Raw genomic sequence first — 16,631 nt, 5'->3', positions numbered from 1 at the left:
CGCCTTGTGGTCGGACCCAATCTGATGGACCTGCAACTCGTCCGGACCGAACAGAACAAGTCAGGGTCATCTGTCTCGACCTGCTGAGGTTCGGGCGCGGTGACCTCGGCCCGAGCGCGAACGTTCCGTGATTGACTGGGGGTTACCCCACACAAGGAGACAAGGTATGACGGCGACGGTGCCCGCTCTGACTGAGATCCCGGAGGTCCCTCAGCCAGGGCGCGTGGTCGAGGTGCGCGGCTCCACATGGGCGGTCACCGACGTGCTGGAACAGGGCATCTCCCGTTCTCCTGCAGATGAAACCGTCGCCGGTCTACAGCACGTCGTGACGTTGCAGGCGCTGAGCGAGGACTCCGGCGACGAACTCCGGGTCATCTGGGAGCTCGAGGTCGGTCACACCCTCGCTCCGGACCAGGGGCTGCCGGAGCGTCTCAACCCCGACTTCTTCGACGAGCCGAACGAGTTGGGTGCGTTCGTGGATGCCGTGCGATGGGGCGCGGTGACATCCGCCGACGACAAAGCGTTCCAGGCGCCCTTTCGTTCCGGGGCGAACGTCGAGGCATACCAGCTCGAACCCCTGCGTCGTGCCCTGCAGGCGCCGCGGACAAACCTGCTGCTCGCCGATGACGTCGGCCTTGGCAAAACCATCGAGGCGGGCCTGGTCGTCCAGGAGTTGCTACTGCGTCACCGTGCCCGCAATGTCGTGATCCTGTGTCCGCCGAGTCTGTCACTGAAATGGCAGGACGAGATGCGCGACAAGTTCGGCCTCGACTTCGTCATTGTCAACAGTGAGCGCATGGCCGAGTTGCGCCGTACCCACGGCCTGAACGCGAACCCGTTCCGCTTGTTCCCTCGCGTCATCGTTTCGATGGCGTGGCTCCGCTCAGCGCGCGCGCAACGGCTGCTGCGCGACATCTATGCAGACGTGGACGATTCGGCGTCCGGACGCCGCTACGCCTTCGACATCCTGGTCGTCGATGAGGCCCACCATGTGGCCCCTTCGAGCCCCACGGTGGTTGGCCGTAACCGCGGGTATGCCGTTGACTCCCAGCGCACCATTTACACCCGCGAGTTGGCCAATCGCTGCGAGCACCGCTTGTTCCTCAGCGCGACCCCGCACAACGGCCACGCCGAGTCGTTCACGGCTTTGTTGGAGATGATCGACAACCGCCGCTTCAGTCGGGGGGCTGATCTGAACGAGCAGGCTCTCAAGGAGGTGACGGTCCGCCGGCTGAAGTCAGAGATCACGTCGAAGTCTTTCAAGACCCGCACCATCAAGCCGATCCCGTTCACCCCCTCGGACGCCGAGCAGGACGCCTTCGAGCAACTTGCCACGATCATCGCTCGCAGTAAGAAGGCGAATGGACGTGAGCAGGGCGGCGATCTGGTTGGCATGCTGTTGAAGAAGCGGTTCATGTCTTCACCGCTGTCATTCGGACGCACCCTTTCCGCCTACCTGGAGACCTTGAGCAACGGCGTCAGCACGCGCAACACCGCGGCGTCCATGTTCGACGATGACGACGAGGTGCTCCGCGAGACCGTGGGCAGCGAGCAGAGTGACGAAGAAGAAGGTCTGGAGCATCATCCGGAGTACATTGCGCTGCAGTTGCGCAAGGGCACGAACCCGCTCGTTGCGGCGTCGAGCAAAGACCTGAGTGAGCTCGTTGACTGGGGCCTGTCTTACGAGGCCCGGCCCGACTCGCGCCTGGAGGCTCTGCTCGGTTTCCTGGACGGGATCTGCCGTCCCGATGGCACCTGGCTGAACGAACGCGTGGTTGTGTTCACGGAGTACGCCGCCACCCTCGACTGGATCGTGGACGTCCTGACGGCCCGGGGCTACGGGCCACGACTGGCGGTGATCCAGGGGTCCACCGACCCCGAGGAGCGCGAGTTGATCCGGCAACGTTTTGTGGCCAACCCGCACGACGAGCCCGTCCGCGTCCTGGTTGCGACTGATTCGGCTGGTGAGGGCATCGACCTGCAGGCCCATTGCCACCGGCTGGTCAACTTCGACATACCGTTCAACCCGTCGCGGCTCGAGCAGCGCATCGGTCGCATCGACCGCTACGGCCAGACCCAGACCCCCGAGGTCTTCCACTTCGTGCCCGGCAAGGCCTCGACCACCTACGCCGCCGACATGGACTTCATGGCCCGGATCGCACGGAAGGTCGGCCAGGTCGCCGTCGACCTGGGTTCGGTAAACCAGGTGATCGACGCCGAGATCCAGCAGCACTTCTCTCCCAACCGGAGCCGCACCACGGTCGTCACCGACGAGGGTTCTGCAATCATCAACCGCACCCTGGCGGGCGGGCTGGAACTCAACCGGCAACTGAACGAGTTGTCTCGCACCTTCGAGGAAAAGAAGGTCGATCTGCACCTCACCCCGGCGAGCACCGAGCGGGTCGTCGCAACGGCCCTGCAGATCACCGACCAACCCCCGCTCGTCCTGGTCGGTGACGATCGCACGGACGCCCGCGTCCTCGAGGTTCCCCGGCTCAGCGCCCGTTGGCATAAGTCGCTGGAGGGCCTGGCAACCAAGCTCGACCCCACCAGACAGCGTCCCATCACGTTCGACCCGGAGGCCCTGATCGACCCTGAGGACGGCTCGACCCGCACTGACCTTGTTCATGTGCACCTGGGCCATCCACTCCTGCAACGCTCCGCACGGCTGCTGCGCAACGCCCTGATGACCGGACGCTCCGACGTCAACCGGGTCACTGCCGTCGTCCTCGATAACCTGGACGCCTCTTGCGTGGCCGCCGTCTCACGCCTCGTACTGGTTGGACGCGGCGGGCTGCGGCTCCACGAGGAGGTGTTCGTGACTGGCATCCGGTTGAGGGCGCAGGACCTCGCAGAGGAGAAGGTGCTGGTCGTGCTCGACCGGGCGCTGGACGCCGGCGCGCACCAGGTGCCGGACGCCGGTGTCCGCGCCTCTTTGGCCGATGCATGGAATGCCGAGGGTTCCCGGATGCGCGAACGTCTCACCGCCGCCATGGAACGCCGCGCCCAGACTCGGCAGGCCCGCGTCGAAGCCCTCCTGAAGTCACGCGAGGAGGCGGACGCCCAGCGGGCACGCGACATCTTCGCGGCTTTCCGGGTGAATCTGACCGACTCGATCCGGCGCCTCGAACGCGATGAGGAGGAGCAACTGTTGATGCTGTTCGGTGACGACCAGCGCGAACAGCGCCGCAAGGACCTGCGCGCCATGCGGGACCGTCTCGAGTCCCTGGACGACGAAGAGCGGCGCGAACTGGACGCCATCGCCGACCGGTACACCGACGTGAAGCCGTACGTATCGGCCGCGGCCGTGGTGTTCGCCATGACTCCCACCGACACAATAACCTGGGGGGCAGCCAGATGAGCCCGGTCAGGCCACGCCGGCGTCCGGTCCGTTCCGTCGCCGAGCAACACCGGCAGTGGCTGCAACTCGTCGAGACCGACGGTCCATTCCTGTCGATCCCCGTAATGAAGCGCGTCTACCCCCAAGGCATCGCACCGCTGGACGATCGCGTCCTCGGCCAATTGAAGGAGACCAAGGCACCGTTCGAGCAGGCGTGGGACGCCCTCGACCGGGAGGGCGAACCACAGCTGGCCGCGTACCGCACTGCCCGCGACGCGTGGGTCAACGTCGTCCTTCGCCGAGTGTTCGGTTGGGCCCAGCACTACGTGACGGACGCCCCGGTCGGGGTCGGCTCGCCCAACGGCCGGGTCGTTGCCGTCAGCACGGGCGCCTTCCGCCGGGCGGGAGCCACGGCTGCTCTGACCTGGGTGATCGACCCAGTCCGAAACCTGCATGATCTGCTCGACGACGGCTGGGCCACCAGCCCCATCGACCGTATGGAGCTAATGCTCCGATCCGCAGGTGTCCCGGTCGGGGTGGTGACGGACGGCCGTTGGTGGGCGATCGTGAGCGCGCCGGCGAAGACGATGGTCGCCTCCGGCATTGTCGACAGCCAGACCTGGGTTGAGGAGTCCGACACCCGAGACGCCTTCGCCGCTCTGCTTTCACCGATCCGGCTGGCCGGCGGAGCGGAGGCAGACCGGCTGCCGGCGATGTTCCGCGACTCCGTGGCGGCTGCAGAGGAGATCACCGAGTCGCTGGGCAGCCAGGTCCGCCGAGCGATCGAGCTGATCGTGCAGTCGTTCTCCGAGTCGGCCGAGGATGCCGGACGCCGCGGCGAACCGAACCCGCTGCCTGACGACGGCGACCAGATCTACTCTGCCGCGGTGACCGTGATGATGCGGGTTGTGTTCCTGCTGTTTGCCGAGGAACGCGACCTGCTGCCGCAGGGACAGCTATTTGACCAGGGTTACGGACTGACCGGGCAATTGGACGAGTTGCGCCGCCGCGCTGAGGCCGAATCGCCCGAGAGCCTGGACGCCACCTCGGCGGTCTGGCACCGTTTGCTCGCCACCTCGCGGGCGCTGTTCTACGGCGCGACCTTCGAGGACATGCGTCTACCCGCCTACGGCGGCTCCCTGTTCGACCCAACCCGCTTCCCGTTCCTCAGTGCTCGCGCCGACCGCGGCCCACTGGCGCTGGCGGTCAATGACCGGGTGATGATGCAAGTGCTGGACGCCGTTCAGATGGCCGATATCAAGGGGCAGGGGCGGCGGCCGATATCGTTCCGCGACATCGACGTCGAGCAGATCGGATACATCTACGAGGGCCTACTCGGCTACACCTGCGCCTTCGCCACCGAGACGATCGTCGGCCTGATCGGGAAGTCAGGCTCCGAACCCGAAATTCCGCTCGCCGTGCTCAACGACATCGCAGACAAGCACGCCGACGACAAGTCCATCGCCACCGCGATCCTGGCATGGGTGAAGGAACACCAACCTGGCGCCGTGCCAACGACCTCGTCGGCGCTCATCAAGGCGCTAAAGGCCAGCGACACCATCGAGGACGCCGACCTGGCCATCCGCGCCGTCACCCACGACACAGACCTGACCGCCGAGCTCAAGAGCTGGATCGGGATTATTCGCCGCGACCTGCGTAACCGACCCACGGTCGTCACCCAGGGCGGGCTCCTTGTCATCGAGACCCCCTCACGAAAGAACGCCGGGGCCCACTACACACCCCGCTCCCTCGCCGAAGAAGTCGTGTTCCACGCCCTCGAACCACTCGTCTACGCACCCGGCCCGTACCAGACGCCAAACCGCGAGGAGTGGCGGCTGAAGTCGCCCGAGGAGATCCTCGATCTCAAGGTCGCCGACATCGCCTGTGGCTCGGGCGCGTTCCTGGTTGCCGCCGCCCGCTACCTGGCCGCGCGTCTGGTCGAGGCGTGGGCAGCCACCGGCACGGGCATCGGCACGCCGAAACAACAGGAGACCGACGCGCTGCGCAAGGTGGTGGCCCAGTGCCTGTACGGTGCGGACATCAACCCGATGGCTATTGAGATGTGCAAGTTGTCACTGTGGCTGGTGTCGCTCGACCCCAAACAACCGTTCAGCTTCGTCGACGACAAGATGCTCGTCGGCAACTCCCTGCTCGGCATCACCGACCTGGCCCAACTCGAAGCCCTGCACATCGACCCCACCCGGGTGCCGCCAGAGGAGGCCCTGTTCGACGTCACCAGCGCCGGCTACGCCAGCACCGTCGACGTGCGGGGGACCGTCGCCAAGGCCGTCCGCATTCGGCACACGCTCGCCAGCGAGGTCGACGACAACGATCCTCAGCGCTCCGCCAAGGCGAAGAAGGTCCAGCTCGAGCGGCTTCGCAGAACCACCGACGAACTTCGCGACATCGCAGACGGTGTCATCGCGGCTGGACTCGGCCTCGGGGGCAAACCAGGCAAAGCCCTCGACGAGGCCTACGATAACCTCCGCCTGGCCGTCAACGACGCCTACCCCAGCCACGGCGACCAGAACCGCGCCAGGCTGGAAGCCATCCAAGACGTCGGCCTCACGCCCACAGTCCAGACTGACTACGAACGATGGATGCCGCTTCATTGGGCCATCGAACTGCCTGACATCTGCGTCAGGGATGGCTTCGATGCCGTGATCGGCAATCCTCCATTCTTAGTGGGGAAGAAGATTTCAGGGGCTATCGGCGTCGCGCACCGCGAGTACTTGGTGAACCAAATTGCCGATTCGAGAACCGGAAATTCGGACATGGTCGCATTCTTCGTCATTCGTGCAACTAGCCTTCTCCGACCTACTGGCTGCTTGGGGCTCGTTACCGCCAAGGTAATCAGCGAAGGTGACACGCGAGAGGTCGGTCTCGAGCAACTAGCTTTGCGGGGCTTCAGGATCCACCGGGCAGTCCGCAGCCGCGAATGGCCCTCGCGGGGCACTGTCGCAACGAGATACTCGATCGTGTGGGGCGGCTGGCGCGACCAACGGACAGCAGCCTTCTTAGACGATGTCGCAGTCAGGCACATCACCCCTTCTCTTGAACCGGCCAGCCGAGTTTCAGGCACCCCGATTAGGCTTCTTGAGAACAGGGGTGAATGCTTCAAAGGATTCGATTTCGGCGGCAAGGGCTTCCTTATGTCACAGGAGGAAGCTGAAGCAATGATCCTCGAGGATTGCCGGAATCGGGACGTCCTATTCACTTACTTGAACGGCCGCGACCTCAATTCCAGCCCACATCTAGCCGGGGATGGCTGGGTCATCAATTTCGGAACCAGATCAATCGAAGAGGCTGCGAGCTACAGGGCCCCGTTCGAACGCGTAAGGCAGCTTGTGAAACCGGTACGCGACGTGAACAACCGTGCGCTCTATCGAGAGAAGTGGTGGATCTATGCGGAACCGCGCCCCGCTCTCACGCAAGCATTGGCAACGATCGACAAGTTCCTTGGATTGTCGGCTGTCAGTAGTTTCGCAATACCAGTAACGCTGCCAACCGGGTCGGTCATGAGCACCGCGATCGTGGTGATCACGGACACAAGTGACGCGACGCTGGCGGCATTGACCTCCTGCGCTCATATGCTGTGGGTGATGCGTTGGGGCTCACTTCTAGGGGTCAGTATTCGCTACTCGACTACTGACGTCTTCGACACGTTCCCGCAACCGGAGGCGACGAACCGTTTGCACAGTATTGGCCAGGTCCTCGGAGCCGAGCGCCACGAGATCATGCTTCGGCGTGACCTGGGGCTGACGAAGCTGTACAACCTGGTCAACGATCCGGAGTTGCCGTCGGCGTCCGACTCGGATGCGGCCCGCATGCGGGAAATCCAAGTTGAGCTCGACGAGGCGGTGATGGCCGCGTACGGGTGGCAAGACGTGCCGTTGAATCACGGCTTCCACACATACCGCCAGATGGAGCGCTGGACCGTCTGCCCGGAGGCGCGGGTCGAGATCCTGGACCGCCTCTTGGAGGAGAACCACCGCCGGGCGACCCTTCAGGGTGACACAGTCCCTGCCCCGGCCGACGACGAGGAGTTCGAGGAATGACGAGCCCAGTGACGTCCGGGATGCCCTATGAGCTGAAGGCTGAGCCCGACCACACGTCGTGGACGGCGAGGGAGAATCTGACCGACATGCTCTCCCGAGAGCTGCTGGGCCCGATGTACGGAGACCATGAGGTGCTCGTTGCCGCACCTGACACTGTGTACCCGATCGGTCGGATCGCCCCCCGTCGGCTCACCGACGGCTCGGCCGGCACCTCTCCGTCGGAGGACGATTCCGAGTTGTCCGAGCCGGAGGCAACCGGTAGGAGCACGGGCATCCCGGTGCCAGGGGCGGACGACACGACGACCGACGCCGATGAGGACGCGGCCGAGGACACAGGGCCAAAGCGCGGACTGATGATTCCGGCGTCCATGGGGTTGCGATTCCAGCTGGCACCTGAGGCGGAGTCCTTCACGGTGATCGCGTCCTGGGGCACCTATCACTCCCACACTCCGGAGGGGGAGCGGCCCGACGGCGGCCGGCAGCCGCGCGAGTTCGTCCGTACTCCCCACGACATCCCGGTTCGCATCCGGGTGGCCGACCTCACGCCCGGTGTGACCGTCACCTACCCGCTCCTGGATGACTGTGTACTACGGGTCGACTCGTTCGTCGAGCCTGACCGGCGGTTGGTGGAGATTGCGTTGTGCAACGACGCCGAAGTGGTCGGGCGCATCCCGGTGAGTGCGTGGCTTTTCCAGGCGAAGCTGTGGGTCGAGGCTGACGGCGCGGCCGCTTTCCTGCCGGTCCGGGATGCTCTCGTTGACTCCCATGTCGATCCTGACCCTGAAGTCCATCGGCTCAGTCTGCAGTACCGCGACCGCCTCGAGTTCGCCCTGGGGCGTACCTGCTCGGTTGATTGGCATGTCGAGGCTGGGGCGCGACGCGCGTCCAAGGTGTGGACCACTTGGCTGCCTGTCACCGAAACCCCGCAGACCAGAGCCTTCGCCAGTGCCGAGGTCATCACTGACATGCGGGCGTTGGCCACTGCTTCGGTGGACGAACTACGCGCCGGTCTGGAACCCATCGCCACTGGATACACCTCCTGGCTGGAGCTCCAGAAGGCCAAGGCCGCCGACCTTCCGTCGCACCTCCGGTCCGAAGCGATGGGTGCCATCGCGGAGGCGTCGCAGGTCGCGACGCGGCTGACTGACGGGATCGCCTACCTGCTGGCGCATGACGATGCGCTTGTGTGCTTCCGGTTCATGAACCGGGTGATGGCAGACCAGCGAGTCCATACCGAGATCGCCGCACTGCGCAGCAAGGACGACTCCCTCGACACCGACGCTGCCGCTGCCCTGGTCACGGCCCGCGGCGCGGGGGCACACAGCTGGCGCATGTTTCAGCTCGCATTCGTGCTGCTGCAGCTCCCAGCGCTGTGCGACCCTGCCCACAAGCACCGGTCGCGCCCCACTCTGGCGCAGGTCGAGCTGTTGTTCTTTCCCACCGGTGGCGGCAAAACTGAGGCCTATCTCGGCCTGGCGGCGTTCACGTTCGCGATCAGGCGGCTGCAGGGCGTAGTCAGCTCGGCGGATGGGCCTCTCGACGGCGGCTCCGGTCTGGCGGTGCTGATGCGCTACACGCTGCGTCTGCTCACCGCCCAGCAGTTCCAGCGGGCGTCCACCATGGTGTGTGCGGCGGAACTCGCGCGACGCGAACGGCCTGACTTGTGGGGCGACGAGCCCTTCCGGATCGGCCTGTGGGTGGGGACGAACGTCTCGCCCAAGCGCGTAAAGGAGGCCGACGAGCAACTCCGGGCCGCGCTTGACAGCGGCTATGACCACGGTCTGACGGTGTTGCAGATCAGGCGCTGCCCGTGGTGCGGGGCCCCGATCAGCAAACAGGACGTCAAGGTCGACATGACCGTCGGTCGCGTCTACGTGTATTGCAGCGACCCCTTCGCCGAGTGCCCCTTCGCCCGCGGTGGAGCCGTCGACGAGGGTCTCCCGGTGCTCACCGTCGACGAGGAGATCTACCGCCTCGCGCCAGCGTTCGTCATCGCCACCGTCGACAAGTTCGCCCGGCTGGCTCGCGAAGGTGAGGCGGCGTCCCTGTTCGGTTACGTGAGCCGCAAGTGCGATCGGCACGGGTTCGTGCACCCTGACTTCCCGGGCTGCGACAGCGACCGCCACAACGCCAAGGGACCGCACCCCGCCGCACACGTGCGTCCGACCGGTCGGCTTCGCCCGCCCGACCTGATCATCCAGGACGAGTTGCACCTCATCACCGGCGCGCTAGGCACCACGGTTGGCCTGTTCGAGGTGGCCATCGACACTCTCACCGCCTGGGCCACCCTCGACGGGGCACCCTGCCAGCCCCTCATTGTGGCCTCCTCGGCCACAGTCCGGAATGCCTCCGACCAGGTCCGCAATCTGTACGGACGCCGCACGGCGATTTTCCCCCCGCAGGTTCTGGACGCCTCCGACACGTGGTTCTCGACCGAGGTGCCGATCTCGCCGCAGAGCCCGGGGCGCCGCTACGTCGGCGTATGCGCCTCTGGCGTGCGGCTCACCGCGGCAGAGATTCGCGTCGCTGAGGTCTTGATGGCCGGCGCTCAACTGCTGCTGGACCGCGACCCAGCTTCGGCAGACCCGTACTTGACGTTGGTGGCCTACTTCAATGCCACCCGCGAGTTGGCGGGCATGGCCCGGTACATGCAGGACGACATCCAGACCGGGCTAGCCCGGGGACGCCGTTGGTCCAAGTTGCCGCGCCGCTCAGGCACCGGGTTCGGATCGCTGACTGTTGCCGAGCTCACCTCTCGGGTGGCCAGTTCTGCCATCACCAGCACCCTTGACCAGCTTGCCATCCCGTTTGACCCCGACTACGACACCAACGATGCCAGGGCCGCCCGGATCGCCGCCCTCAACGAGGGCCGGAGCGTGGAGGGAAGATCCCAGATTCCTTTCGACGCCATTTTGGCGACCTCGATGTTGCAGGTGGGCGTGGACGTGCCGCGGTTGGGGTTGATGCTGCTGGTGGGGCAGCCCAAGAACACCGCCGAGTACATTCAGGCGTCCTCGCGGGTGGGTCGCACCGCCGACGGCCCCGGACTCGTCGTCACGTTGGGCAACTGGGCACGGCCCCGTGACCTCGCCCACTTCGAGCAGTTCCGGCACTACCACGAGACGTTCTACTCCCAGGTGGAAGCCCTGTCGGTCACCCCGTTCTCCGAGACATCGATCGAACGCGGCATGGACGGCGTCCTGGTCAGCGCCGCACGCGTCATCTCAGGAAACCGGGGGAGTGAGGGGCTATCGCCGGAGAAGGGGGCGGCGAAGGTGGACGCGGAGTCGGCCCTGCTCGCCTCCCTCGTCGCTCGGCTGACGGCACGGGGACTGGCGGCATCAGGCGAAGATTACGCAAAGCGGATCCGCTTGCGGCTCGACAGTCGGGTCGAGCATTGGAAGAACCGCAGGAAGGCGTTGCTGCAGCAGGGCCGGACGCTGGTTTACGAACGTGCCCTCACGGGCAGCGAGCAGGGTCCGCTAATGATCGGAGCTGAAGCCAGCACCCGCAAGGATCTTGCCGAAGGGGCACCGTTCATCGTCCCGAACTCGATGCGCGAGGTGCAGCCCGAGATCAACCTGCTCGTCTCGCCCGACCCCCGCAAGCTGTTCCTCAAACCCGCGGACAACCAGCCCGACTGGGTCTTCCCCACGCAGGACGAGGACTGATATGACGACGACGTGGCTCACTGGCGGGAACGCGCTCGACCCTTTGGGGGACGCTGATGCGCTCAAGGATCAAGGCGTAAAGAAGAACTACGCGAAGGTTGGCTCCGGCCGACCCTCCTCGCTGCTCTACACCTACGGTCCTGGCTCGGTGATGGACCTGCCGCACTTCACCATCATGCCCAGCGGGTTCGATGCGTGGGAGAAGATCTGGAAGCGGCGCGACGGCGTCCCGGCGATTCATGCCCCGCGGCTGCTCCAGGCCGTCCGGGTGCAACTCGGGGCGCAAGTTGACCAGATCCGTCCCTTCCCACACCAACCTGACGCGGGCGCGTTCTCCGACGAGGGTCGCGATCTCGGCGTCCCCGCAATCGTGTTCCCCCAGTGGCTGCGTTGCACTGGCTGCAACCGCCTCGCCCCACTTAGCCTGTTGGAGTACCGCAACACCCACCCCTACCGTCCCGACGAGGCCCGATTCGAGCACGTCGGGTGCCCCGGCTTCGGCAAGGGAAACAAGGGCGGCGGCAAGCGGAGATCGCTCGCTCTGCCGGCACGGTACCTGCTCGCCTGCACCAACGGTCACCTGGACGAGTTCCCTTACGACCGGTGGGTTCATCGCGGCGGCACCTGCCCCCAAGCCGAGGTTGCGCACCTGAAGATGATCGAGAGCACCGCTGGCCGCGGGGCGTCCGCCATAATCGAATGTGCTTCGTGCGGCGCCCACCGCGGTATGAATGAGGCCCAAGGGACGGCTGGCAAAGCAAAGTTGCCCCAATGCCGGGGACGTTTCCCCCATCTGGACGCCTTCGCCCCCGGTGGTTGTGACGCGCCTGTGAGTCTTATGCTGATCGGCGCCTCGAACCTGTGGTTCCCAGTCCTGCAGTCGGTGATCGTGATGCCGATGGACGCCGGCGAGCGCAAGCAGGACTTCGCCGACCAGTTGCGAGTGGCCCTCGGCGACAAACTCGCCAAGTACGCCCACGATCTGGGCATGGTCCGCGACCTACTTGAGGGCAAGCTGGACGTGACCAACACCGAAGACACACAGCTGCGCCAAGCGGTGGACATGGCATTGGCGTCAAGGGCCGCGAGCGTGGATCCCGAAGAGCAGCGGTCCTGGTCACCGACCGACCTGCTCGTCCCGGAGTGGAACTATCTGAAGCTGGACGCCGCCGGCGAGCACCACGAGGATCCCGTCAGCGGCCTGACCGTCAGCAATCGCCGTGTCGACCCGGTGATGCCCGCCGCCGTCAGCCGCGTTCTCGCCGTCGAGAAGCTGCGGGAGGCAACCGCTCTGATCGGGTTCACACGCATCGACGAGATGGACCGCGTTCTCGACCTGCCATCGCGACGGGCACCACTGGCAACCGCTGACCCTACCTGGGTGGTCGGCACCGAGAACCGGGGCGAGGGTGTCTTCCTGGAGCTGGACGAGACAGCCGTAGCCGCCTGGGAGGAGCGCGTCGAGCGATCCGGACTCTGGGCGGCCCATCGCGCGGCCCACAAGCGGAACTTCGAGAACCGAATGTCCGAAACCTCCACCAACGTCGACCACGAGACCCGATTTCCACCGCCGCGCTACTGGATGGTTCACACGCTCGCGCACGTGCTACTGCGGGAGATGGCGATGTCATCCGGCTATGGGGCGGCGAGCATATCCGAACGCATCTACGCATGGAAAGCAGAGACCGGACGCCCGCCCGCCGCTGGCCTGTTGCTGCTCACCACTTCGTCGGACAGCGACGGCACCCTGGGCGGGCTCGTTCAGCTCAGCGAACCCCAGCGGTTGCGCCGGGCTGTCGACAACGCCCTACGAAGGGCGGGACGGTGCTCTTCGGATCCGGTTTGCGCCTACCGGACGCCGACCGAACCCGAGGACTTCCTGCACGGCGCCGCCTGCCACTGCTGCACCATGGCGTCCGAGACGTCGTGCGAGCGGGCGAACCGCTTCCTCGACCGCCGCTTCCTCGTGCCGCTGCCCGGACCGTTCGCCGACCTCGCCTTCTTCCAGGCGCAGACGTGAGCGAGGACGCCTTCCGACGGCTCGGGGAGTTTCTGACCGGGACTGAGGCCGACCAGCTGGCTGAACTCTACGGCGAAGGGCTGACCCTCACTCAGGCGCTGCAGACGGTCTCGGCCTCTCGACGACAGGACGTGCGGTCGCAGCTTGAAGCCGCTGGTGTTGTGCCCGGAAGCCCCGTCGCAGTGCCGGTCCTGCGGGCGGTACAGGGCGCCAACGCGCGCCGGACCTCAATCGACCCCGTCTGGACCCTGCCCGGCTACCTTGCCGACTACGGCACCCTCACCACCTCACTGAAGGAACTGGTGTTGTCCGCCAGGCACGCGGTGACTTGCTCGACCTTCAACTTCCAGAAATCATCGGCGCTGTGGGAGGCCCTGCGTGAAGTCTCCTTGCGGGGCACCGTTGACGTCCGCGTGTACATGGACGCGAACGCTGCCCGAGGCGGACCAGTCTGGGCGAACACCCCGACCTGCGAAGAAGTCGGGGCCCAACTTGCCGGGGCAAAGGTGTTCCGAACCACAGAACCCGACGGCAAGCCGGTCCGGAACCACGCCAAGCTCGTTGCCGTCGACCACCAGTTCCTCATCGTCACCAGCGCCAACTTCTCCAAGAGCGCAGAAGAGCGCAACATCGAACTCGGACTCCGCGTCCAGTCTCGCTCGCTCGCCGAATTGGTGGAGCGCCAACTCCTGGACGCCGAGGCGGTCCTCTACGAGCGGGTGCAGCCCAGTAGGAGCACGGAAGGCGATGGGTAGGCCGCTTCCCCAATCGAAGCTACTGTAATGCCCAACGACAACGGCAGTTGGGAGGGCGACCGGTGAAGGTCGACTGCGCCGGCGTGTCAAGCGAGCAGTGGCGGCACTCTCCGCCCGGCCTGTCATTGGAAGTAAGTCAAAATTCTGCGGTGGCTTCGCGATCGAGCAATGGCGGCACGCGCTGCTGTCAGTCACGACTGCATCAATGCAGGTGAAAGGCGAGGATGGAGATCGTGGGTAGCCGATCTTGGTTTGAAGTGGTCGAACAGTTCTCTGGCGTTATCCGGGGGTGGGAACAGCGGATCCACGAGGTCAACAATGAGGCAACGGAGACGGGCGCTCATCCGAATGAACCAGAGCCTGGCAGCGAAATGGCACTAGACAAGGAGGAGATGTTCTATTACTTCGCGGCCGTCTGGAATGCGCTCGCTCAGTCGGTTGATCACCTTGGGGCGGTGGTGGATCTGATCGTGTCGCGTCCTGAGCTTCGCGTCTTCGCGTACCCCAGTCTCCTCCGCACCGCCTTGCTCGGCTCTGCCGAGGCTGTTTGGCTCATGGGTCCACGCGAACGCAGCGTGCGCACAGGTCGCGCACACCTTCTGTCCGCTGAGGAGTTGCGCCACCATGCAGCCTTCCTGAACGACGACCCCGAAGAGAGGGGCAATCCGGCAGGAGGAGCTGCTGTCTTCAAACAACGACGCGACCAGGAGTTGGCCATCCTCGCTCGAACCGGATTCAACGAAAAGTATGAGGCGACGGCGATCATCCGTGAAGCAGGCGCCCATGTCGAGCAGATCATGAATGTGCCGCAGGGCACGAGCCGTTGGTACGTAAGTCAGTGGCGGATGATGAGTGCTCAGGCCCATGGCCGAACTTGGGACAAGCGCTACCGAGCGGGCTATGAGGCCGGCGTGTACAACGGAGAACAACGTGTCTCGGTCAGCCGCGGAACGGTTGAGACCCTTGGTCAGTGGATGAGTGCCTCCGTGGCTGTCACAGCTGCCGCCTGGAGCCTCTTCGACGACGGTCGCAGATCTGCCCAATCGAGGGCACAAGCCTCAAGCCCCGGACCACATGCGAACTCAGGCTAATGCGGATCCGGGGAACCAGCTGGGTACGCTTAAACCATGACCGGCTTGCCACGAGACATCCTCTTCAGCTTGGTTGGAGTCGTGCTCACGGTGGTCAGCAGCTTTCTGCTGCTCATGACGGAACCAGCTCAACGATCCCTCAGACGCTGGTTGTTGGCCCGTGGCCCTGGACCGATCACAGTTAGCGTAACCACGAAATATGAGTCCATCTGGGCGGGACACCCGCAGGCATGGATAGGTCAGAGCTTCTACGTTCCGCGAGCAGAGCTCAGTCGCCAGCCACCCGGAACGCTCGCTGAGTGGCCCGATTGGATTCGATCACAGGGTGGCGCCGCGGAAGGAGAACTACTCCTACTGGTGACCTTGGTTTGCGACGCAGACACGACTGTCGTCGTGAGACCGCCGCTCCTCGACGTCGAGCGAAAGGACATCGGACCTGCGGCAACCAAGCTGATGTGGCAACCACAAGGTGGTCCCACAATCATGCCGACCGTCCGCTTCGAGGTGCGCTTGGGTTTGGGCCTCTCCCAGCCCGACGCAATGGACGCTGCAGACGGCTCGACTCCGTTGAGCTGGGCCATGACGCGAGGGGACGCCCAACAGTTCCTCATCCGGGCCATCCCAGACTGGCCGGGAGTCTATTCATGGTCACTTCACCTGCCCCTGGTGGTCGGCGGACGAGAGGTGATCCGAAAGGTGGACGACGACGGATCCCCCTTCCAAACCGCGAAGGTGCCCGAAAGCCAAGCCGCCTTCTTCTGGGCAGGCGGCGATTGGCACGAACCAGTGCCGCCTCATTTCGCCTAGCTCCAGTTCGAGAATCCTCCAGTCATGAGCAAGTCCGATCCCCCGGGCTGAGATGGTGATGAGACGCCGAGGGTGGTGATCAACAGGCCGGGCCACATCGGTTTGTGCGCTTCTCACGCGAACTGAACGCAGCGCGCGGCGCCCCGACGTGCTGCAGCATTTAGTTCTTCGGAGGGCGAGCTCCTTGGTGAGTCCGATCGAGGCCGTTGTTGCCGGTCGTCGCGACTCGGTCCCTTGGGGCAATCAGCCAGCCAATGACGCCTGTCTGGCCCTGCGAGGCTTCCTCGCCCATGCGGTGGTCACTTCAAACACCTGGTCGACCTCCTCGGGGCACACGCGCAGGATGCGGCGGCCCAGGCGATAGCCGGTGAGCTTGCCGTCCGAGATGAGCCTGCGAATGGTGTCGACGCTGACCCCGAGTCGGTTGGCCGCGTCCTGAAGTGATTCGAGTTGCAGTGTCTTGCTGGGGGATGCCGGTGAGGGCTTGGGTGTGCTCATACCTAGCCCAAGCCACTCTATTGCGGCAGATGGACAGATCGTCGCGGTACCGTGAACAGGTGCCAGCAAGTCTGGTGTGAGTTGGTGGTTCCCGACCGCTGCTCAATGCTTGGTTGCACCTTCGTAGGACACGGTCGACGTCCGATTCGCGAAGACGCTATTGCACGTATATTGCACGCCTAGCGTCTAACCATCGATTAGTCGAGCGTTCTCCCTTGTGAATCGATGGTGTTTGTGGCAACGGCACCGGCTTCCTAAACCTTGTGTCGCAGGTTCGATTCCTGCTGGGGCCGCCAATAAAAACACTAGTCAGATGATGGTTGCCGGTTGAGTAAGGTGGCCATGTCGGCGGCAGGCATCCTTGCGAGGCCCTACGAATGGCTGTTTCCAG

At 64.8% G+C, this 16,631-nt stretch carries 7 protein-coding genes; 6 read left to right on the top strand and 1 reads right to left on the bottom strand.

The window, feature by feature from the left end:
- The first annotated feature begins 178 nt into the window (after positions 1-178).
- The 6 genes from drmD (at position 179) to VB080_RS15495 (ending at position 14,935) form a co-directional block, all read left to right on the top strand.
- Positions 179-3,361, top strand: coding sequence for a DISARM system SNF2-like helicase DrmD (drmD, locus tag VB080_RS15520; RefSeq protein WP_300148300.1), 3,183 nt, complete (start codon positions 179-181; stop codon positions 3,359-3,361).
- Positions 3,358-7,398, top strand: coding sequence for an Eco57I restriction-modification methylase domain-containing protein (locus VB080_RS15515; RefSeq protein ID WP_300148302.1), 4,041 nt, complete (start codon positions 3,358-3,360; stop codon positions 7,396-7,398). The genes drmD and VB080_RS15515 overlap by 4 nt, the downstream gene beginning before the upstream one ends.
- Positions 7,395-11,069, top strand: a complete 3,675-nt coding sequence (gene drmA / locus VB080_RS15510) for a DISARM system helicase DrmA (RefSeq protein ID WP_323419353.1) — start codon at positions 7,395-7,397, stop codon at positions 11,067-11,069. Before VB080_RS15515 ends, drmA begins: the two co-directional genes overlap by 4 nt.
- 1 nt (position 11,070) lies before the next feature.
- Complete coding sequence (gene drmB / locus VB080_RS15505) at positions 11,071-13,089, top strand: DrmB family protein (RefSeq protein ID WP_300148307.1); 2,019 nt, start codon at positions 11,071-11,073, stop codon at positions 13,087-13,089.
- Positions 13,086-13,844 carry a DISARM system phospholipase D-like protein DrmC gene (gene drmC, locus VB080_RS15500; RefSeq protein WP_300148309.1) on the top strand — a complete coding sequence of 253 codons (759 nt, stop codon included), beginning with the start codon at positions 13,086-13,088 and terminating at the stop codon, positions 13,842-13,844. The genes drmB and drmC overlap by 4 nt, the downstream gene beginning before the upstream one ends.
- A 224-nt stretch (positions 13,845-14,068) precedes the next feature.
- Complete coding sequence (locus VB080_RS15495; protein ID WP_300148313.1) at positions 14,069-14,935, top strand: hypothetical protein; 867 nt, start codon at positions 14,069-14,071, stop codon at positions 14,933-14,935.
- Positions 14,936-15,985: 1,050 nt separating this feature from the next.
- On the opposite strand, the gene VB080_RS15490 is transcribed toward VB080_RS15495, so the two are convergent.
- Positions 15,986-16,240 carry a helix-turn-helix domain-containing protein gene (locus VB080_RS15490; protein ID WP_300148318.1) on the bottom strand — a complete coding sequence of 85 codons (255 nt, stop codon included), beginning with the start codon at positions 16,238-16,240 and terminating at the stop codon, positions 15,986-15,988.
- Between the last annotated feature and the right edge of the window lie 391 nt (positions 16,241-16,631).

Origin of the sequence: Propionicimonas sp. (assembly GCF_034927565.1) — a bacterium.
In the GTDB taxonomy this organism is placed as follows: domain Bacteria; phylum Actinomycetota; class Actinomycetes; order Propionibacteriales; family Propionibacteriaceae; genus Propionicimonas.
The sequence above is the reverse complement of the archived record's forward strand: the minus strand, read 5'-3'. Positions and strand labels throughout refer to the sequence as shown.